Source organism: Pseudomonas sp. HLT2-19-2, assembly GCF_054898005.1.
Genome location: NZ_CM142712.1, coordinates 4793210 through 4813406, shown reverse-complemented (window position 1 = coordinate 4813406; position 20197 = coordinate 4793210). Strand labels below are relative to the sequence as shown.

Genomic DNA, 20197 nt, shown 5'->3' with positions numbered 1-20197 from the left:
TCTCCAAAAAGCGTCGATCTCCCGTGAACACGGGACGAAACCGCAATGGCCTATTGCTGGCGGAGATTAAAACTCGGGTCTTTACTACCTGAATCGGTCCTAAGCCGATCCCCTCAGGAGAAAACTAGATGAGCATAGTACGCACAGCATTACCCTTGGTTCTGCTAACCAGTGTGTTGACTGGTTGCGCAGGTTTGCAGAAAACCGACTGGCCATCCTGTGCGGCGGTCGGTGGTGTCGTGGGTGCCGGTCTCGGCGCGACCGAGAGCTCGGCATGGGCGGGGTATGGCGCGCTGATCGTCGGCGGCACGGCTGCGGCCTATTGCTGGGTTCACGGTGATGGCGACGAAGACGGCGATGGCGTGCCGGATAGCCGCGACAAATGCCCGGGAACACCTAAAGGCGTGCAGGTCGATGCCGACGGCTGCCCTCCACCGGTGCCTGCGCCAGTGGTCGAAGAAGCGGCCGTGGTTAAAGAAGAAGTCATCGTCATTCGCGATGTTCACTTCCAGTTCGACAAAGCCACGCTTACCCCTTCCGATAAAGATGTACTCAACACCATCGCCACTCGCCTGAAGCAGGAATCGAGCACCGCGCAGTTGACCGTAACCGGGCACACCGACAGCGTGGGCAGTGACGCCTACAACCAGAAACTGTCGGATCGTCGTGCGCACTCGGTGGTCGAATACCTGATTTCCCAAGGGGTACCACGCAGCAGCTTCGTATCTGTCACCGGTGCCGGTGAAAGCCAACCGGTCGCCGATAACAAAACCGATGACGGCCGCTCGTCGAACCGTCGCACGGAAATCAAAATCAACCGCTAAACCCCTCGTAATCCGTGGCTTGTGCAGTCGCGGATGCGAGTCTTTACTCCTGTGTAACCGGCATTGGCCGGTAACACAGGAGCTTTCACCATGAGTGTTCTTACACGGACCGCGCCAGTAGCGTGGCGGCCTACCTGTTGAGTCAGGGCTTGGCGCCAAACAAAGTCACCAGCGAGGGCAAGGGCGAAACTCAGCCGGTGGCCGATAACGAAACGGATGAAGGACGGGAGAAAAACCGTCGGGTGGAGTTGCACATCAATCGCTGAGCCCCGTGATAGAGCCGTCGGATGACAATTGAGGTCGGTCCGGCGGCCATTCGGCGGCCTTCATGAAGAATTTTCCGTTGGCCTCTGGCTTCTCCCGCGTGGAAGCCGGTACTGTGCGCGCAAAGGATAATTCTCAACGGGGGAGCGTATGAACGTGTTTTGGGGGCTGGGGAAGTTGTTGACCCTGCTGTTCTGGCTGGTGGTGCTGGTCAATCTGCTCACGCCGCTTATCAATCCTCTGCATCTTTTGATCGATCTGGTTGGCAGCCTGTTGGCGCTGCTTCATTTTCTGGAGGCGGTGTTCTGCTACCGCAGTCTCAGAGGTCGCGCTCACCCTTGGCGTGATCGCCTGAAGATCCTCTTTTTCGGCGTTTTCCACCTGCAAACCATCCCGGCTCCCACCGTACCGAAGGCTTCCCATGCGTAAACTCTGTCTGCTCGCCGTACTCATCAGCCCATTGGCTTGCGCTCAGGTGGTGAGCGTCGAAAGCAACTCCTTGATGCGCTTGCCCAACACCGCCAGCACCTTGCAGCTGGAACGCCTGGAAGTGGCCGATTACGGCACGTTGTTGATTCCCTCGAATGTGACCGAGGTCACCGTCGGTGAGTTGCGTCTGGGTCGTGAAGCGCGGATCGCCATCGTACCCAGCGAACAGCCGCTTGAGCTGAAGGTCAGTCGTGCGCAGTTGTCCGAAGGTAGCCAGATCACTGCTCGCGGTGCGCCGGGTACTTACCTCAAGGCGGCCCGCTCCGGGCGTAACCTGAATGTGCAGATCAAGGCACTGAATGCGCCGCTATTGTGGGTGGACGCTCGCGGTGGCGCGGGCGCACCAGGTTTCGTCGGTCTCGATGGGGCCAACGGTCAGGCCCCGGGTTGTACCTGGGGTCAGGCCGGTCGCGGTGCTGATGGCAGTAATGGCAGCGACGGTCAGCCTGGAGCGCCGGGGGCGCTGGTAAGGTTGGAAGTGCCGCGCGATTACCCAGCAGAACAGATCAAGGTTCAGGTGGCCGGTGGTGCCGGTGGTGTGGCCGGGCCTGGCGGCAAGCCGGGAGCAGGTGGCAAGGCCAAGGGTTGCTTCGTCTACAAGGCCGATGGCGGAAAAATTGGTCGTCCTGGGGTTGATGGCCAGCCTGGGTCAGCGGGTGCGACGGGTTCGGTAACCGTGCAGCGGTTGTAACCTTTTAACTGATTGTTCCCACGCAGAGCGTGGGAACGATCACGGCCGCGCCGCAGCAATCGCCACCAGCCCCAACCCGACAATCAGATTAATCCCCACCAACTTGCGAATCCTCCCCAGCACCGAGGCCCCCGTCGGCCAATCCTGCGCCGCCACCGCCGTGCGCAACTCCGGCAACAACAACGCCTGAATCCGGATAAAAAGCGCCGTCATCACCACGTACAACCCCATCATCACCTGCACATACCGCGGCGCCGCTTCAAAACCGCTGTACTGCAAATGAATCATGCCCACACCGCTGATCGGCAAAAGCACCACCGCGACCCAGACCCAGCGGAAAAAACCTTGAAACACTTCTACCCACAGCTTTAAACGGGCAGGGCCTTCCAAAGCCTTCATCGCCGCCGGGCGCAGGACCATCCAGGCGAAAAACATGCCGCCGACCCACACCAGGGCGGACAGAACATGCAAGGTGTAAACGAGGCTAAAAGCGGTCATTAAGGTACTCCGTTCTGCGCGGGATTAATTAGCGCGGTATGATAGCCGCCGATCCGAACCACTGAAAATTTATCCAGCGTTTTTTGCGCCCGACAATCCATGATCAGCACCGAACTCAAAACCACGATCCAGGGCGCCTACTCGCGTTTTCTCGAAGCCAAGAGCCTCAAACCGCGCTACGGGCAACGCCTGATGATCGCCGAAATTGCCAAGGTCCTCGGTGACATCGACACCGACGACGAAGGGCGGCGCAGTGGCGACCCCGCGATTGTCGCGGTGGAAGCCGGCACCGGTACCGGTAAAACCGTGGCCTACAGCATGGCCGCAATCCCCACGGCGAAGGCCGCCGGCAAGCGTCTGGTGATTGCCACGGCCACCGTGGCCCTGCAAGAGCAGATCGTCTACAAGGATTTGCCTGACCTGATGCGCAACAGCGGGCTGAATTTCAGCTTTGCCCTGGCCAAGGGGCGCGGGCGCTACATGTGCCTGTCCAAGCTCGACATGTTGCTTCAGGAAGGTCACGCGCAAACTGCCACGGCTCAGCTGTTCGAAGAAGAAGGCTTCAAGATCGAGGTCGATGAGGCCAGCCAGAAGCTGTTCACCAGCATGATCGAGAAACTCGCCGGCAATAAGTGGGACGGCGACCGCGACAGTTGGTCGACCGCACTGGAAGATGCCGATTGGGCACGCCTGACCACCGATCACAGCCAGTGCACCAACCGTCATTGCCCGAACTTCGGCCAGTGCGCCTTCTACAAGGCCCGCGAAGGCATGGGCAAGGTCGACGTGATTGTCACCAACCACGACATGGTCCTGGCCGACCTGGCGCTGGGCGGCGGGGCGGTGCTGCCGGACCCGCGCGACACGATCTACGTGTTCGACGAAGGCCACCACCTGCCGGATAAAGCCATCGGCCATTTTGCCCATTACACACGTCTGCGTTCCACCGCCGACTGGCTCGAAACCACCGCCAAGAACCTCACCAAATTGCTGGCCCAGCATCCGCTGCCGGGCGACTTGGGCAAGTTGATCGAGCAGGTGCCGGAACTGGCGCGGGAGATCAAGACCCAGCAGCAATTCATGTTCACCGCCTGCGAGCAGGTCGCCGATTTCAAGCCCGGCGAAGACGTCGAAGGTCGCGAGCGGCCACGTCATCGCTTCGTCGGCGGGGTCGTACCCGAGCACATGCGCGAAATGGGCATCGAGCTGAAAAAGGGCTTTGCCCGTCTGACTGATGTCTTTACCCGACTGACCGAACTGCTCAAGGAAGGCATGGACGGCGAGGTCAACATCGGCATCGCCAGTAACCAGGCTGAAGAGTGGTATCCGCTGTTCGGTAGCCTGTTGTCGCGCTCTTCGGGCAACTGGGAATTGTGGGGCGCGTTCACCGCTGAAGACCCGGAAGACACCCCGCCCATGGCTCGCTGGCTGACCCTGGCCGAAAGTGGTTCGCTGTTCGACATCGAGGTGAATGCCAGCCCGATTCTCGCGGCGGAAATGCTCCGTCGCAATTTGTGGAACGTGGCCTACGGCGCTCTGGTGACCTCGGCGACCCTGACGGCACTCGGCACCTTCGACCGGTTCCGCATGCGTGCCGGGCTGCCGAAAAAAGCCGTAACCGCTGTAGTCCCGAGCCCGTTCCATCATGCCGACGCTGGCGTGCTGCGGGTGCCGGACCTGAAGGCCGATCCGCGTGATGCGCCGGCCCACACCGCGGCGATCATCCGCGACTTGCCAGCCTTGGTGGAAGGTTCGCGCGGCACCTTGGTGCTGTTCTCCTCGCGCAAACAGATGCAGGACGTGTTCGACGGCCTCGATCGCGACTGGCGAAAGCAAGTGTTCATTCAAGGCAACCTGTCGAAACAGGAAACCCTGAACAAGCACAAGGCACGGGTCGATGGCGGTGATTCCAGTGTGTTGTTCGGCTTGGCGAGTTTTGCCGAAGGGGTCGACTTGCCCGGTGCGTACTGCGAGCACGTGGTCATCGCGAAGATTCCGTTCTCGGTGCCCGACGATCCGGTCGAAGCGGCCCTGGCCGAGTGGATCGAGGCTCGGGGCGGCAATCCGTTCATGGAAATCTCCGTGCCGGATGCATCGTTAAAGCTGGTCCAGGCCTGCGGTCGCTTGCTGCGTACCGAAGAAGACCGCGGCACCATCACCTTGCTCGATCGACGTCTGGTCACCCAGCGTTACGGCAAGGCAATCCTCAATGCGTTGCCACCTTTTCGTCGTGAAATTTCCTGATACAGGGCTGGGTAATTTTGCCCAACCCGTTGTCTATCTCTCAGCCATCGCTTTTCCACTGGCCATTGTTGGTCGTTAGGGAGAACTTCGTTCTTATGATCCGCCGTTCGTTGCCCGTTGTTTTCGCTCTGATGTTCGCAGCCCCTTTGTTGGCAGCCCCTGCCGGCCAACAGACGCTGTTCAACTTCGTGCGCCCCGCCGACGTAGTCCAAGTGGCGACTCAGGACGCCAGCCTGCCGCAATCCAACGCCGAGCAAACGGCCGAGGGCGAAGTGCTGCGTCGGGTGACGTTCAACCCGGTGGCACAACCGACCTTGCGTCTGACCCCGCAGGCCGGCGCCTGGGACTGGTCGCAGTCGGGCTTCATGAGTTTGCGGATTCAGAGCGCAATGGACTGGGCCGTGACCCTGTACGTGAAAATCCAGAGCAACGACGGCAAGACGCTGATAAGCCGAGTCGACTTGCCGGCCGGCCCTGCGCAAACGTTATTGGTGCCGCTGCAGCCCTTTTCGCCATTGAGCCTTGGCCTGAAAGCCGGCCCGCCGATGCCGATGATGTTTGAGGGGCAACGCGTATTGCTGGCCAGCAGCGTCGGTGAGCTGGAGCGCAGCCAAGTGGTATCGGTGACCTTGTCGATGGATCAGCCGAAAGTCGCCCAGAGTATTCTGCTTGAGCGCTTTGGTGTGCAGGACGGCGATGCGCTCACCCAAGCGGCTTTTGGCGGCCTTGTAGACGCTTACGGCCAGTCAACCCGGGCCAAATGGCCGGAGAAAGTCGGTAGCGACGAGCAACTGAAAAGCGCCGCCGCCAAAGAACAGCAGCAACTGAAAACCTGGCTGGCCGAGCGCGAGAAGTCATCCCTGGACAAGTTCGGTGGCTGGACCAAAGGCCCGGCATTCAAGGCTAGCGGGTTTTTCCGCACTGAGAAGCGCGACGGTCGCTGGTATTTGGTGACCCCGGAAGGGCATCCGTTTTATTCGCTTGGGGTCAACACCGTCACCCCGGACGTCAACCAGACTTACATCGCCGGTCGCGAATGGATGTTCGAATCCCTGCCAAAACCCGACGAGCCGCTGGCCAGCCACTATGGCGAAGGCGACAACCGCGGTGGCAACGGTGTCGATCAGGGCCGTGGATATAACGCCGGTCGCTGGTACGACTTCTATGGGGCCAACCTGCAGCGCTTGTATGGTGAACCTTGCGCATTGGGCAGCGACACCAAGGCCGGTGTCGCCGAAGCCGCCAAGGCTGACGTCGCTGAGGCAACGGCCGATAAGGCCGCTGAGCAATCTGTCGTTCCTTCTACTACCGAATCCGGTGTCGCCGAAGCAGCCAGGACCGGCGCCGTCGACGCGACAGCCGAAAAAACGGCTGAGCAAACACCTGCCGAACCCTGCAAAGCGGTTGTTGATGAACAACGCTGGGCCAGCCACACCCTTGATCGCCTGCGAGCCTGGGGCTTCAACACCCTCGGCAACTGGAGCGACCCGGCGCTGGCCAACGCTGACCGCATGCCGTACACCTTACCGCTGTCGATCGTCGGCGATTACGCCAGTATCAGCACCGGCAGCGATTGGTGGGGCGGCATGCCCGACCCGTTTGACCCGCGTTTCGCCATGGCCACCGAACGTGCTGTGGCCATTGCCGCCCGCGACCATCGCGACGATCCATGGCTGATCGGTTACTTCGCCGACAACGAACTGGCTTGGGCCGGCCCCGGCGACGACCCGAAAGCCCGCTACGCCTTGGCGTACGGCACGTTGAAGATGACCACCGACGTCCCGGCCAAACGTGCGTTCCTCAAGCAACTGCGGGATAAATACCGCAATCAGGCGGGCCTTTCCAAAGCCTGGGGCATTGATTTGCCGGCCTGGGAACTGATGGAAGACCCGGGCTTCGTGCCGCCGCTGCCAAGCGCCGAACACCCGGAAATTGAAGCCGACTTCAAATACTTCCAGAAGGTCTTCGCCGACACGTACTTCAAGACTATTTCCGACTCGCTCAAGTGGCACGCGCCGAACCAGCTGTTGCTGGGCGGCCGATTTGCCATCAGCACCCCGGAAGCGGTTGAGTCCTGTGCCCAGTATTGCGACGTGCTGAGCTTCAACATGTACACCCTGCAACCGCAGGACGGTTACGACTTCGCCAAGCTGCGCAGCCTGGACAAACCGGTGCTGATCACCGAGTTCAACTTCGGCTCGGCGGATCGCGGCCCGTTCTGGGGCGGCGTGACGCAATTGGCAAAGGAAGAGGACCGTGGGCCGGCGTACGCCAATTTCCTCAAACAGGCGATGAGCGAACCGTCGATCGTCGGGGTGCACTGGTTCCAATACCTCGATCAACCGGTGACCGGTCGTCTGCTGGATGGCGAGAACGGGCACTTTGGTCTGGTGGGCATCACCGATCTGCCGTTCCAGGGGTTCGTCGACAGCGTACGCAAGAGCAACTTGCAGACCGTCGATCAGCTCGGTAAAGACGCCGAGAAGGCCAAGGCTGAGGCGGACAAAACCGGTCACGAAGCTGAGGGCGGCAGAAAAGGCGATGCTGGCAAAGGCGCAGGGCAGGGCGCTGGCCATGAGGGTGGGCATTCCGACAAAGGCCTCTGATTGCTGATAAGTACGTAAAATTTTCTGAGTGTTTCACCGGGCGGGAGGGCGACCGCCCGGCCCGGCCCTGTTCCCAAAACCTTCAATGGCTGGAACAATGTGGCACTTTGTAGAGCGTCTATCCAGGGGAGTTGCGGGTGCAGATTCAGGGTTTTTACGAGCTGAAGTTCGAAGCGGTACGTGAAGCGTTCGCGGCGTTGTTCGACGATCCTCAGGAACGTGGCGCAGCGCTGTGCATCCAGATCGGCGGTGAAACCGTGGTCGACCTTTGGGCCGGTAGTGCCGATAAGGACGGCGCTGAAGCCTGGCACAGCGACACCATCGCCAACCTGTTTTCCTGCACCAAGACCTTTACCGCTGTGACCGCCCTGCAACTGGTGGCCGAGGGCAAACTGCAGCTGGATGCCCCAGTTGCTCGCTACTGGCCGGAGTTCGCCGCCGCTGGCAAAGAGTCGATCACCTTGCGTCAACTGCTCTGCCATCAGGCCGGTCTTCCGGCGGTGCGTGAGCTGCTGGCCCCGGAAGCCCTTTACGACTGGCAAACCATGGTTGACGCCCTGGCGGCTGAAACGCCTTGGTGGACGCCCGGTCAAGGCCACGGTTATGCGGCGATCACCTACGGCTGGCTGGTCGGTGAGTTATTGCGTCGTGCCGACGGTCGTGGTCCGGGTGAGTCCATCGTGGCGCGGGTCGCGAAGCCTTTGGGGCTGGATTTCCACGTCGGCCTGGCGGATGAAGAGTTCCATCGCGTGGCGCACATCGCCCGTGGCAAGGGCAATGTCGGCGACGCCGCCGCACAGCGCTTGCTGCAAGTGACTATGCGCGAGCCGGCGGCCATGACCACGAGGGCGTTCACTAATCCGCCGTCGATCATGACCAGCACCAACAAACCCGAGTGGCGACGCATGCAGCAGCCGGCCGCCAATGGCCACGGCAATGCCCGCAGCCTGGCCGGGTTCTATGCCGGTCTGCTCGATGGCAGCTTGCTGGAAAGCGAAATGCTTGACGAACTGACGCGCGAACACAGCCTCGGCGAGGACAAGACTTTACTGACCCGGACCCGTTTCGGCCTGGGTTGCATGCTCGATCAACCGGACGTCCCCAACGCCACTTACGGCCTCGGCCCTCGTGCGTTCGGCCATCCGGGTGCCGGCGGTTCCATCGGCTTTGCTGACCCGGAACACGATGTGGCTTTCGGCTTTGTGACAAATACCTTAGGGCCTTACGTCTTGATGGATCCGCGCGCGCAAAAGCTTGTACGGGCACTGGCCACTTGTCTGTAAATCGCGCTCAGGGGTTCCAGGGCCGGAACCCCGAGGCCTTTATGGTTTCCAAGCGTCTGTTTATCCGGGTCAATCCGGCCTGATTTTTCATTACCTTCATTTTGTGGATGTCCAATGTCTTCCAATAAAACTTTCGCTTTGGCCCTGTGCTTCGCTATTACCGGTTGCGCACAAACTCCACAAAATGACTCGGATGGCAGCAGCTGGTGGCCGTTCGGTTCCTCCGACAAAGTCGCCGCTAAAGATCCGGCTCCGGCTAAGGCTCCCGCACCCCTGAAGCCCGCCGCGACTGCTCCGGTAGCCAAAACTGAAAGCTCCAGCCATTGGTACTGGCCGTTCGGCTCCGATGATGCCGCCGACAAGACCCCGGCCAAGCCAGAAGTAAAACCAGAGGTAAAACCTGAAGCTAAACCTGCCGCTGTGACCAAGGCTGAGGCCGATGCAGGTGGCAAATGGTGGTGGCCGTTCGGCGGTAAAGAGCAAAGCACTGCCAAAGTCGTGCCGATGCCTGATCCGAAAGTCACCCAGGCCTGGCTCGATGACTACGAACCGCGCCTGCGCGAAGCGATCAAGGGCAGCAATCTGCAACTCGAGCGCCGTGAAAACGTCTTGGTGGTGACCGCGCCGGTAGAAGGCTCGTTCAACCCTGACCGTCCGGCCATGCTGCTGCCGGTGACTCTCGGTCCGTTCACTCGCGTCGCGAAAATCCTTGAAGTCGACCCAAAGACTGCCGTGCTGGTGCTCGGCCACAGTGATACGTCGGGCGCTGCACCGGCCAACGTGAAGCTGAGCCAGGAGCGTGCCCAGGCCGTGGCGGCGATTTTCCGCCTCAGCGGTCTGCAGCGTGATCGCCTGATGCTGCGCGGTATGGGTGGCGAAGCCCCGCGTGCTGCCAACGACAGCAATGAAGGCCGTGCCTTGAACCGTCGAGTGGAACTGCTGGTGACCCCGCAAAACACCATGGTCGCGTTGCTGAGCAAGTACAACATGCCGGCCCCGGCGCCAGTGAAGATGGTTGCTGCCCCGGACATCAAGCCAGTGGTCAAGCCTGTTACTCCTGCACCGGCCGCCAAGAAAGCAGCTGTACCTGCCGCGAAAAAGGCCCCGGCCAAGAAAGCCGCCGCCAAGAAGACGCCTGCTAAAACCGCGACTCCGGCGAAAAAGACCGCGCCGGCCAAAGCTGCTGCCGACTCGAAAAAAGCCACCGCCGCTGCTGCAGACGGCGACGCCACAAAGAAGTGATTCGTTAACCAAAAGGAATGCGCCATGACCCAGGGCTTGGCTGATATGCGTCGCGACTACACCCGTGATGGCCTGACCGAAGCACAAGCCCCGGCCGAGCCATTCGGGCTGTTCCATCAGTGGTTCGCCGACGCGGTGAAAACCGAGCAACCGCCGGTGGAGGCCAATGCCATGACCTTGGCCACCGTCGATCAGGACGGTCGGCCGCATTGCCGCATTCTGCTGCTCAAGGGGCTGGACGCGCAGGGCTTCACTTTCTTCACCAACTACGACAGCGCCAAGGGCCAGCATCTGGCCGCGAACCCGTTCGCGGCCATGACCTTTTTCTGGCCGGCCCTTGAGCGCCAAGTGCGCATCGAAGGGCGAGTGGTGAAAGTCACGCCTGAAGAGTCCGATGCCTATTTTCAGGTTCGCCCACTGGGTAGCCGTCTCGGTGCCTGGGCTTCGCCGCAAAGCTGCGTGATCGCTGACCGAGGCGAGCTGGAAGCATTGCTCAAGAACACCGAGCAACGTTTCAGCGACACGCAACCTCATTGCCCTGAGCACTGGGGTGGTTACCGTTTGTTACCGGAGCGCATCGAGTTCTGGCAAGGCCGTCCGAGCCGCCTGCACGATCGCCTCAACTACCGATTGCAGGGCGCCAATTGGATTCTTGAACGTCTGGCACCCTAAGCAGTCTACCGATCAAGATAGCCTGCCGCAGCGGCTTCCAGCCACTGTGGCAGGTCTCGGCGCTTGATCTTCTGCGCTTGAGCGCTCGCCAGTTGCTGGAGCATGAAAGCCTTTTTATGCTCGTCTTTCCCAGCCAGTGCCAGCGCCAGATCGCGGTCCATCCAGCGTTTGATCCGCACGTACAACCACCAGTGGAAGTACAGACCGGCGACGGTGGTGACGACAATGATGAAGTAATCCATGAAAATCCTTGGTTCAGTGGCGCAGATTGCGGAATTTGCCGCTACTGTGTGTCATGTTCGTGGTAGCGCCCTGTACCGGGCCTGAATCAAACCAATTTTATCCGGGCAAGGCCGTGACAGGCGTCAAGCTGCGGAGTTTAATGAATACCTGTCCTTTGGAGTTGATGCTATGCGTAAGTCTGTTCTGCTGGTTGCTTCCTTTTCCACGATGGCGATGTTGCTCACTGGCTGCCAATCGAGCCTGACCGGTGACTCCTACTCCCGTGACGAAGCGCGTCGCGTGCAGACGGTTCGCATGGGCACCATCGAATCGCTGCGTCCGGTGAAAATCGAAGGCACCAAAACGCCTATCGGCGGCGCAGCTGGCGCAGTTGTCGGCGGTGTTGGCGGTAGCGCCATCGGCGGCGGTCGTGGCAGCATTGTTGCTGCCGTTATCGGTGCCGTCGCTGGCGGCCTGCTCGGTTCGGCCACCGAAGAAGGCCTGACCCGCGCCCAAGGCGTGGAAATCACTGTTCGCGAAGACGACGGCAGCATGCGCGCCTACGTGCAACAGGTTCAGGAGAATGAAGTGTTCCGTGTGGGTGAGCGGGTGCGGATTGCTACGGTTGATGGGACTAGCCGCGTTTCGCATTAAGCGGGAACGGGTAAAAGAAAACCCCGATCAGGTGACTGGTCGGGGTTTTTTGTTTGAAGTGAGAATTATACGGCGCTATTTCTAGACGTTGCAGGTGAGTTGAAAAAGAAATGCTGGATTATAAATTTTCTTTCCGAGTATTTCTTCCAAGGCATCGAGCTGCTCGGTCGTGAGGTTGTATCCCTCCCAGCCTTGTTGATCCGCTGTCCATCCCATAATTGCTTTCAGTTCTTTATCGTGGCCGTTCGGCAGCTCTTCTTCGAATGCGAGGAGTTCCGTTTTTTTATCAAATGCCTCTATGACGTAAATCATGGTTCTACTTTCCTAGTGTTATCCGCTGGTTTGGTCTGCTCGCCAGTAGTCGGATCATATTCCCCGAGATGACGGCCACGTTTGTCGTACATCTCGACAGCCCCATGCTGTGAGTCCCATTCAAAAATTTTTCCGTTTGGAGTTTTCCAGCGTTTTCTAAGGCCGCCGCCACCTTTGACCGGGGTCTTACGAGTTGCTCTCGTAGCATCGGGAAAAGCGGCCAGTCCATTTGGCGCCGGATAATATTTGTGGTTAGAAACACCGACCACAATATAAACCGGCGGCACCCCCGAACTCGCAGGGAATACCAGAATGAGATCCTTGTACGCTGGCGGGTAAACCGGATTCACGATGATACTGTCAGCCGCTTTCGTCGGCGGATAAACCCAAATGTGCGGCGCTTGCGGCGCTGCTTCCAGCGCGGGAATCCTGAGGATGTCGGAACCATCCACAGCCGGTGTCCAGATCAGCTCAACGCCATCCCCGAGATCCGCCACCTCCTGGCTGCCGCGCACACTGAACTGCACGACATCGACCATTTCCCAATCGCGGTTCTTGCCGGTGTAAAACCCATAGCCTTTGAGACTGCCGTCAGCTTGTTGCTCTACCTGTAGACGAACGCGGGTTCTTGCCCGTTTCAGGGCGCGCAACTGGTCTTCGGTATAGAGCGCGCTGTCGCCCAGGCTTGGCGTCCAGAACAGTGCGACCACCGTGGCCAATGCGGCGGTTCCAGCAGCACCGACTGCTGCGGCCGGAACGGCGAGAGCCGGCGCGCTGAGTGCAAGGCGGCCAATGCCGAGCGAGAGGGTGCTGCCGCTAATCGTTTCCAGGTTCAGCAGACCTGCATCGTCTACCTCGCGAGCGCCGAGCCAGGCGACTTCTCCGTAGGCCTTAAGGCTGTCGGTGGGCACCATTCCCGAAGGATTCGAGTAATCGATGATGGCGTCGGGAAGCTTGCAGGACTTGGCAAAGACGCATCCGGCGCGGTGAGTGACGTGATGACCGTCGCCTGACAGTGGGTTTTTAACCCTGGGGACTTCCTTGTTGCCAGCCACTGATCTTCCTTGCGTTCGTACGTCGACAGCCCTCAAAAAAGGGGCTGTGCGACGTTAACGAACGAGGCTAATCGTGGCTATAGGACGAATCCTGAATGTCGCTAAGAGTGTTCTCTATCTCTCAGGATTGCAGCGCAGTGCGCTTGCGACTCGCTGCCGCCGTCACCGCATAACCAATCAATGCCGCCAGAATCGATCCGGTCAAAATCCCCATCCGGTCCATCCCGGCGTATTCACTGGCGCCGGGGACGAAGGCCAGGGAGCCGACAAACAGGCTCATGGTGAAGCCGATGCCGCAGAGGATCGCAACGCCCAATACCTGGCCCCAATTGGCGCCTTGGGGCAGGGCGGCGATGCCGATTTTTACCGCCAGCCACGTCAGGCCGAAGACACCGAGGGTTTTGCCCAGCAGCAGGCCAACCGCGATGCCCATGGGCACGTGGTGGGTGAAGCTTTCCATCGTCACGCCACTCAGGGACAGGCCGGCGTTGGCGAAGGCGAACAGCGGCAGGATGCCGTAGGCCACCCACGGATGCAGCGCGTGTTCGAGGGTCAGCAGTGGCGAAGGTTCGGCGTTTTTCGTGCGCAACGGAATGCAGAACGCCAGGGTCACACCGGCCAGTGTCGCGTGGACACCACTCTTGAGCACGCAAACCCAGAGGATCAAACCGATGATCATGTACGGTCCGAGCTTGACCACGCCGAGCCGGTTCATCGCGATTAGCGCCACAATGCACGCCGCGGCAAGCGCCAGCGAGAGTGTCGACAGCGTGCCCGAATAGAAGATCGCGATGACAATGATGGCGCCGAGGTCGTCGATGATCGCCAGGGTCATCAGGAACAGTTTCAGCGAAACCGGCACGCGTTTACCGAGCAAGGCGAGTACGCCAAGGGCGAAGGCTATGTCGGTGGCCATCGGGATGGCCCAGCCACCCATGGCGGCCGGGTTGTCGCGGTTCAAAAACCAGTAGAACAGCGCCGGTACCACCATGCCGCCAATCGCCGCCGCGCCGGGCAGGACGATTTGCGACGGTTTCGACAGTTGACCGTCAAGGACTTCGCGCTTCACTTCCAGGCCGATCAGCAGGAAGAACATGGCCATCAGACCGTCGTTGATCCACAGCAACAAAGGTTTGGCGATCTTCAGCGCGCCGATCTGGGCGACCACGGGGGTGTCCAGCAGGCCGTTATAAAGCCACGACAGCGGGGAGTTGTTGATGATCAACGCCAGGGCTGCGGCTGCGATCAATAACAGACCGCTGGCAGCTTCCAACTGAAAGAAACGCGTGAACGTGCTACGCAGAGGCAAGGTCGCTCTCCATCGATAATTCAAAAGGTGGCATACCCTAACCCGTACCGTTAGTTGTTAAAACAAAAGTTATATTCTTTTTTGTTATATGCCGTTACAACGCGAACAGCCGTGAAGGACCTGAGCCTAGCAGTTGCCGAACGTATTGGACCTCAGCTGTACCTGTGCGTGATGTAGGTTTTTTCCTAAGCTTGAAGACTGAGCCTTGCGACAAGGCCGACTTTTGCCCGATTCGACGAGAAAACCACCATGAGCGACAACCGACAGTGGGCCCGCGAAGCCATCCGGATCATCGAAGCCGACTTCCAGCGCAGCGCCGACACCCACCTGATCCCCTTGCCGCTGCCGGGTTTCCCGGGCATCGAGTTGTATTTCAAGGATGAGTCCAGCCATCCCACCGGCAGCCTGAAACACCGCTTGGCCCGCTCGTTGTTCCTCTACGCCTTGTGTAACGGCTGGCTCAAACCCGGTGCGCCGGTGATTGAAGCGTCCAGTGGTTCAACGGCCATTTCCGAGGCGTATTTCGCCCGTATGCTAGGTTTGCCGTTCATTGCGGTGATGCCGGCGAGTACCTCCAAAGAGAAGATCGCGCAGATCGCCTTCTACGGCGGCAAAAGCCATCTGGTTAACGATCCGACACAGATTTACGCTGAATCCGAACGTCTGGCTCGTGAACACGACGGGCATTTCATCGACCAGTTCACCTACGCCGAACGCGCTACCGACTGGCGGGCGAACAACAACATCGCCGAGTCGATCTTCCAGCAAATGCGCTTCGAGCTGCACCCCGAGCCGAGCTGGCTGATTTCCAGCCCCGGCACGGGCGGCACCACCGCGACGCTGGGTCGTTACGTGCGTTATCGCCAGCATTGCACCCGCGTGCTGTGTGCCGACGCCGAGCGTTCGGTGTTCTTCGATTACTACCAGACTGGCGACGCTAGCCTGTGCCTGGACCATGGGTCGCGGATTGAAGGCATTGGCCGGCCGCGGGTGGAGGCGTCATTCCTGCCCAAGGTGATCGATGCGATGATCAAAGTGCCGGACGCCCTGTCACTGGCGGCCATGCATTACCTGGCGCAGCGTTTGGGTCGTCATGTTGGCGGGTCGAGCGGGACCAACCTGATCGGCGCCTTGATGGCGGCCCAGCAGATGGCGGCGGCGGGAGAGTCGGGGTCGATCGTGGCGATTCTGTGTGATGGCGGCGAACGCTATGCCACCACCTATTACGATCAGGATTGGCTCAAGGCCCAGGGGTATAAGTTGAGTGGTTTGATGGATGCGGTGGCGGCGAGTGTCGAGCGCGGTGAGCCGCTGCCGGCCACCGTGCTCCGTGCAAACATTTAAGTTGCTGACCTTGTAGGAGCGAGGCTTGCCCGCGAAGAACGATAATGCGGTCTTTCAGGAGAGACGGCGTCAACTTCTTCGCGGGCAAGCCTCGCTCTACAGGTTTTGTGTTGTCTGTGGGATTTGGATCAGGCCTCGAGGCCGAGGATGTCGCGAGCCACGGCTTCGGCAATCCGAATCCCATCGACACCCGCCGACAGAATCCCGCCCGCATAACCCGCGCCTTCACCCGCCGGGAACAGACCCTTCACGTTCAAACTTTGCATCGACTCGTTACGGGTAACCCGCAACGGCGACGACGTACGCGTCTCGATCCCGGTCAACACGGCGTCGTGCAGCGAGTAACCACGAATCTGCTTCTCGAACGCGGACAACGCTTCACGAATGGCTTCGATGGCGAACGGGGGCAATGCCAACGCCAAATCACCCAAGGCAACGCCCGGTTTGTAGGACGGTTCTACGCTGCCCAATGCGGTGGACGGCTTGCCGGCAATGAAGTCGCCGACCAGTTGCGCCGGCGCTTCATAGTTGCTGCCACCCAGCACAAAAGCGTGGGATTCCAGGCGTTCCTGCAACTCGATACCCGCCAGCGGGCCGCCCGGGTAATCGACTTCCGGGGTAATCCCGACGACGATCCCGGAGTTGGCGTTGCGCTCGTTACGCGAGTACTGGCTCATGCCGTTGGTGACCACACGGCCCGGCTCGGACGTCGCCGCCACTACGGTGCCCCCCGGGCACATGCAGAAGCTGTAGACCGAACGTCCGTTGCTGGCGTGGTGCACCAGTTTGTAGTCGGCAGCCCCGAGTTTCGGGTGGCCGGCGTACTTGCCCAGACGCGCGCGGTCGATCAGCGACTGCGGGTGTTCGATGCGGAAACCCACGGAAAACGGCTTGGCTTCCATGAAAACGCCACGGCCATGCAGCATGCGGAAGGTGTCCCGGGCGCTGTGACCGAGGGCCAGAATTACGTGTTTCGAATGAATCTGCTCGCCGCCATTGAGTTCTACGCCGACCATTTGACCGTCCTCGATCAACACGTCGGTGACCCGCTGCTGGAAGCGCACTTCGCCACCCAACGCGCGAATCTGCTCACGCATGTTCTCCACAACGCCGGTCAGACGGAACGTACCGATGTGCGGTTTGCTGACGTAGAGAATTTCTTCCGGCGCACCGGCCTTGACGAACTCATGCAGGACTTTGCGTCCGATGAACTTCGGATCCTTGATCTGGCTGTACAGCTTGCCGTCGGAGAATGTCCCCGCGCCGCCCTCGCCAAATTGCACGTTGGATTCCGGATTAAGCACGCTTTTACGCCACAGGCCCCAGGTGTCCTTGGTGCGCTGACGCACTTCGGTGCCGCGCTCGAGGATGATTGGCTTGAAGCCCATTTGCGCCAGCAGCAGCCCGGCGAAAATCCCGCACGGACCGAAACCCACGACGACAGGACGTTGCTCAAGATCAGTTGGCGCCTGGCCGACCACTTTGTAGCTGACATCCGGCGCCACGTTGACGTTACGGTCATCGGCGAACGTGTGCAGCACCGCCGCCTCATCGCGAACGTTAAGGTCGATGGTGTAAATGAAACACAGTTCGGAGGACTTTTTGCGCGCATCGTAGCTGCGCTTGAACAAGGTGAAATCGAGCAGGTCATCACTGGTGATGCCCAGGCGCTGCACGATGGCAGGGCGCAGGTCTTCATCGGGATGGTCGATCGGCAGCTTGAGTTCGGTGATTCGTAACATGGCAGGATCCGTTTCGCGGGGCGCACAACTGCGCCAAGGCGTTTGAAGCTCGCGATTATAAGCCTCAAAGAATGATTCCCGTGAGGCTAAAACGATCAGTCGTTACGCGATCCGCCGAAATACCCGCAGCCGCGCTGAACCTGGCCGTCGACGCGCAGTTCGGCGCTCATGTGCTGGACGCTGCCGGTGGTGCTGTCGACGCAACGTTGTGGCGCAACCCACAATTCGATGTGCTGGTTATTGGCTTCAGTGCTGAGATTGAAGCGGCCATCGCCCAGTTGCTCTTCAACGTAAGGTACGGCCAATGGCGGCTGACCGGCGCGGTCGATGACCATGCCTTTGCCGCTGACTTTCACGTTCCATTCCGGCCCATGGCCGGTGGCGCGCAGAATCAGCAGTTTGAAATTCGGATCGTTGCACACGGTGCCCGAGCGCTCGACGCGGTACAACTGCTCCAGATCGAGGCGGCTATCGGCGCCGTGTGCAACGATCTGGCCGCGTACGTCAGCAAACAACTTCCCTTGGGCATCGGCCAGGGTCGCGGCCTCTTGCAGGACACTGGTTCCGCCGGTGTCGTTGACCACGTAACTACGTTGCTCATTGCACGGCTGGAACAACAGCTTGCCATCGGCCGCCGTCAACTGGCCTTGCATGCGGGTCTGGCCCACGTGGGACGCACTTTCACGCGGGCCATCGAGCAACTGGCAAGCGGCGAATAGCGGAAGCAGGGCAACGAGGACTAAGTAACGGGCAACACGCATCTTTGAGTCTCCTGACAAGTGCCGCCACGTTACGCAGCCTGACCGTTCATCACAAGGGCTTAGCCCACGTGAAAGGTCTGACCTGTTTGCAAGCCTTCTACGCTTTTGGCGTAGGCCAATGCCACATCGACTGCCGGAACCGGTTTATAGCCGCGAAAGTACGGCGCGTATTTGCCCATGGCTTCGACCAGAACGTTCGGACTCACCGAATTGATGCGCAGACCACGAGGCAGTTCAATGGCGGCTGCGCGGACGAAGCTGTCCAGGGCGCCATTGACCAGCGCTGCCGAGGCGCCGCTGCGAATCGGGTCGTGGCTGAGGACGCCAGTGGTGAAGGTGAACGAGGCGCCGTCGTTGGCGTACTCGCGGCCGACCAGCAGCAGATTGACCTGGCCCATCAGCTTGTCTTTCAGGCCCAGCGCGAAGCTTTCTTCGGTCATTTCGCCCAAGGGCGCGAAGGTCACGTTGCCGGCGGCGCAGACCAGCGCATCGAACTTGCCGGTCTGTTCGAACAGTTTGCGAATCGAGGCGCTGTCGCTGATATCCACATGGAAATCACCGCTGTTGCGGCCGATGCGGATGATCTCGTGACGCTCGGACAGCTCCTTATCGACCGCCGAACCGATGGTGCCGCCTGCGCCTATCAAAAGAATTTTCATCATGCTGATCCTTGAGTGGTTTGAATGAGGTCTCAGTCTAGAGTGGTTTTTTCCATTGATAAGCGCGCTAATAGGCAACCTTTGGTTTTCAAATGGAAACAATCCATGAGCGAAATGGATGATCTGGCAGCGTTCGCCGTGTTGATCGAAGCCGGGAGTTTTACCTTGGCGGCCCAGCAATTGGGTTGCAGCAAGGGCCAGCTCTCCAAGCGTATCAGCTTGTTGGAGACGCGTTTCTCCGTGGTCTTACTGCAACGCACCACCCGCCGCTTGAGCTTGACGGCAGCGGGCGCGGCGCTGTTGCCGCAAGCGCAGGCGCTTGTAGTCCAGGTCGAGAGGGCGCGTCAGGCATTGGCGCGGTTGAAGGATGATATGGCTGGCCCGGTGCGTATGACGGTTCCGGTGTCGCTGGGGGAAACCTTCTTCGATGGGCTATTGCTGGAGTTTTCCGGCAAGTACCCCGAGGTGCAGATCGAGCTGGACCTGAGTAACAGCTATCGTGATTTGTCCCGCGACGGCTTTGACCTCGCGGTTCGCTCCGAGGTGGGCAATGACGAGCGCCTGGTCGCCCGACCGCTGCTGGCCTGGCATGAAATGACCTGCGCCAGTCCGGCCTACCTTAAGCAATATGGTGAACCGCTGACGCCGCAGGCACTCGCTGAACATCGCTGCCTGCTCAATAGCCATTACAGCGGTCGCGAAGAGTGGCTTTATCACCAGCAACACGAGTTGTCGCGGGTACGGGTTTCGGGGCCGTTCGCCAGCAATCATTACAGCCTGCTGAAGAAAGCGGCACTGGCCGGCGCCGGCATTGCGCGGTTGCCGTCGTACTTACTGCAAGCGGATTTGGCTGACGGCGGTTTGCGCTGGCTCCTGCGTGATTACCAGACTCGTCGCATGCCGATGTACCTGGTGCATCCGTATCAGGGTGGATTGCCGAAACGTACGCAAGTACTGGCAGATTATCTGATCGGCTGGTTCAAGCGCAGTGGCGAGGCACTGGATCGGCTGCGCTAGAAAATGATCGTTCCCATGCTCCCGCGTGAGAACGATCGGTTGCCTCAGGAACCCTGTTGGTCGATGGTGTCCAGCGCCCTATTCACCGCCAGTTCGCCAAGCATGATGCTTTGCTGAATGCCGAGCATCATGTTGCGATTCGAGCCTTCCAGGAATGCGGCGAAATTGCTGGCCATCACACTCGCCGAGGCCAGTGATTCACAGGCATGGCCCAGCAGGGTTTGCACATCGATACCGGGAGCGACGACAAACATCGGGCTAGGGTTGTGTGGGGGGGTGGGTGAGTTCTTGAACATTTACGGGTTCTCT

20 protein-coding genes and 1 pseudogene are annotated in these 20197 nt (G+C 59.9%); 12 read left to right on the top strand and 9 right to left on the bottom strand.

Annotated features, from left to right (window positions below; all coding sequences use genetic code 11):
• Nucleotides 1–128: 128 nt before the first annotated feature.
• From ACYZTU_RS22495 to ACYZTU_RS22480, 4 genes and pseudogenes are all read left to right on the top strand, one after another.
• Nucleotides 129–824: an OmpA family protein gene (locus ACYZTU_RS22495; protein ID WP_461965636.1), complete on the top strand. Its 696-nt coding sequence runs from the start codon at nucleotides 129–131 to the stop codon at nucleotides 822–824.
• Between the two features lie 110 nt (nucleotides 825–934).
• Nucleotides 935–1090: pseudogene (locus tag ACYZTU_RS22490) on the top strand (OmpA family protein); the annotation flags it as partial.
• A gap of 148 nt (nucleotides 1091–1238) precedes the next feature.
• A complete protein-coding gene (locus ACYZTU_RS22485; protein ID WP_461965634.1) occupies nucleotides 1239–1517 on the top strand; it encodes a DUF1145 domain-containing protein in 279 nt (92 codons plus the stop codon).
• Nucleotides 1510–2268: a collagen-like triple helix repeat-containing protein gene (locus ACYZTU_RS22480; RefSeq protein ID WP_461965632.1), complete on the top strand. Its 759-nt coding sequence runs from the start codon at nucleotides 1510–1512 to the stop codon at nucleotides 2266–2268. Before ACYZTU_RS22485 ends, ACYZTU_RS22480 begins: the two co-directional genes overlap by 8 nt.
• Before the next feature lie 39 nt (nucleotides 2269–2307).
• Here ACYZTU_RS22480 and ACYZTU_RS22475 read toward each other — a convergent pair whose 3' ends face one another.
• On the bottom strand, nucleotides 2308–2766 hold the full coding sequence (locus ACYZTU_RS22475; protein ID WP_461965630.1) for a CopD family protein: 459 nt from the start codon (nucleotides 2764–2766) through the stop codon (nucleotides 2308–2310).
• A 99-nt stretch (nucleotides 2767–2865) separates the two neighbouring features.
• Between ACYZTU_RS22475 and dinG the strand changes: the two genes are divergently transcribed.
• The 5 genes from dinG (at nucleotide 2866) to pdxH (ending at nucleotide 10813) form a co-directional block, all read left to right on the top strand.
• Nucleotides 2866–5010 (top strand): ATP-dependent DNA helicase DinG, encoded by a 2145-nt coding sequence (gene dinG, locus ACYZTU_RS22470; protein WP_461965628.1) that lies wholly within the window; start codon nucleotides 2866–2868, stop codon nucleotides 5008–5010.
• A gap of 95 nt (nucleotides 5011–5105) precedes the next feature.
• Entirely contained in the window at nucleotides 5106–7616 is a 2511-nt protein-coding gene (locus ACYZTU_RS22465; RefSeq protein WP_461965626.1) for a beta-galactosidase, read from the top strand.
• 137 nt (nucleotides 7617–7753) lie between these two features.
• Complete coding sequence (locus tag ACYZTU_RS22460) at nucleotides 7754–8899, top strand: serine hydrolase domain-containing protein (RefSeq protein WP_461965624.1); 1146 nt, start codon at nucleotides 7754–7756, stop codon at nucleotides 8897–8899.
• Nucleotides 8900–9013: 114 nt separating this feature from the next.
• Nucleotides 9014–10141, top strand: coding sequence for an OmpA family protein (locus ACYZTU_RS22455; protein WP_461965622.1), 1128 nt, complete (start codon nucleotides 9014–9016; stop codon nucleotides 10139–10141).
• 24 nt (nucleotides 10142–10165) lie between these two features.
• On the top strand, nucleotides 10166–10813 hold the full coding sequence (gene pdxH / locus ACYZTU_RS22450; RefSeq protein ID WP_461965620.1) for a pyridoxamine 5'-phosphate oxidase: 648 nt from the start codon (nucleotides 10166–10168) through the stop codon (nucleotides 10811–10813).
• A 5-nt stretch (nucleotides 10814–10818) separates the two neighbouring features.
• Here pdxH and ACYZTU_RS22445 read toward each other — a convergent pair whose 3' ends face one another.
• Complete coding sequence (locus ACYZTU_RS22445; protein WP_461965618.1) at nucleotides 10819–11055, bottom strand: hypothetical protein; 237 nt, start codon at nucleotides 11053–11055, stop codon at nucleotides 10819–10821.
• A gap of 169 nt (nucleotides 11056–11224) precedes the next feature.
• Here ACYZTU_RS22445 and ACYZTU_RS22440 point away from each other — a divergent pair, with 169 nt between their 5' ends.
• A complete protein-coding gene (locus tag ACYZTU_RS22440; protein WP_131059267.1) occupies nucleotides 11225–11689 on the top strand; it encodes an outer membrane lipoprotein in 465 nt (154 codons plus the stop codon).
• 81 nt (nucleotides 11690–11770) lie between these two features.
• Here the strand turns inward: ACYZTU_RS22440 and ACYZTU_RS22435 are convergent, their stop codons facing one another.
• From ACYZTU_RS22435 to nhaA, 3 genes are all read right to left on the bottom strand, one after another.
• Nucleotides 11771–12001 carry a DUF7683 domain-containing protein gene (locus tag ACYZTU_RS22435; RefSeq protein WP_461965616.1) on the bottom strand — a complete coding sequence of 77 codons (231 nt, stop codon included), beginning with the start codon at nucleotides 11999–12001 and terminating at the stop codon, nucleotides 11771–11773.
• Nucleotides 11998–13056 carry a colicin E3/pyocin S6 family cytotoxin gene (locus tag ACYZTU_RS22430; RefSeq protein ID WP_461965615.1) on the bottom strand — a complete coding sequence of 353 codons (1059 nt, stop codon included), beginning with the start codon at nucleotides 13054–13056 and terminating at the stop codon, nucleotides 11998–12000. The genes ACYZTU_RS22435 and ACYZTU_RS22430 overlap by 4 nt, the downstream gene beginning before the upstream one ends.
• Before the next feature lie 121 nt (nucleotides 13057–13177).
• A complete protein-coding gene (gene nhaA, locus ACYZTU_RS22425) occupies nucleotides 13178–14365 on the bottom strand; it encodes a Na+/H+ antiporter NhaA (protein WP_461965613.1) in 1188 nt (395 codons plus the stop codon).
• Nucleotides 14366–14614: 249 nt separating this feature from the next.
• On the opposite strand from nhaA, the gene ACYZTU_RS22420 reads away from it, so the two are divergent.
• A complete protein-coding gene (locus ACYZTU_RS22420; protein WP_461965611.1) occupies nucleotides 14615–15709 on the top strand; it encodes a PLP-dependent cysteine synthase family protein in 1095 nt (364 codons plus the stop codon).
• A gap of 128 nt (nucleotides 15710–15837) precedes the next feature.
• Here ACYZTU_RS22420 and ACYZTU_RS22415 read toward each other — a convergent pair whose 3' ends face one another.
• The 3 genes from ACYZTU_RS22415 to ACYZTU_RS22405 form a co-directional block, all read right to left on the bottom strand.
• Complete coding sequence (locus tag ACYZTU_RS22415; protein WP_461965609.1) at nucleotides 15838–17451, bottom strand: NAD(P)/FAD-dependent oxidoreductase; 1614 nt, start codon at nucleotides 17449–17451, stop codon at nucleotides 15838–15840.
• 95 nt (nucleotides 17452–17546) lie between these two features.
• Nucleotides 17547–18212, bottom strand: a complete 666-nt coding sequence (locus tag ACYZTU_RS22410) for a COG3650 family protein (RefSeq protein WP_461965607.1) — start codon at nucleotides 18210–18212, stop codon at nucleotides 17547–17549.
• A gap of 59 nt (nucleotides 18213–18271) precedes the next feature.
• Nucleotides 18272–18871 (bottom strand): short chain dehydrogenase, encoded by a 600-nt coding sequence (locus tag ACYZTU_RS22405; RefSeq protein ID WP_461971131.1) that lies wholly within the window; start codon nucleotides 18869–18871, stop codon nucleotides 18272–18274.
• Between the two features lie 105 nt (nucleotides 18872–18976).
• Between ACYZTU_RS22405 and ACYZTU_RS22400 the strand changes: the two genes are divergently transcribed.
• On the top strand, nucleotides 18977–19888 hold the full coding sequence (locus tag ACYZTU_RS22400) for a LysR family transcriptional regulator (protein ID WP_461965605.1): 912 nt from the start codon (nucleotides 18977–18979) through the stop codon (nucleotides 19886–19888).
• 44 nt (nucleotides 19889–19932) lie between these two features.
• On the opposite strand, the gene ACYZTU_RS22395 is transcribed toward ACYZTU_RS22400, so the two are convergent.
• Nucleotides 19933–20184 carry a DUF6124 family protein gene (locus ACYZTU_RS22395; RefSeq protein ID WP_461965603.1) on the bottom strand — a complete coding sequence of 84 codons (252 nt, stop codon included), beginning with the start codon at nucleotides 20182–20184 and terminating at the stop codon, nucleotides 19933–19935.
• Nucleotides 20185–20197 lie beyond the last annotated feature (13 nt).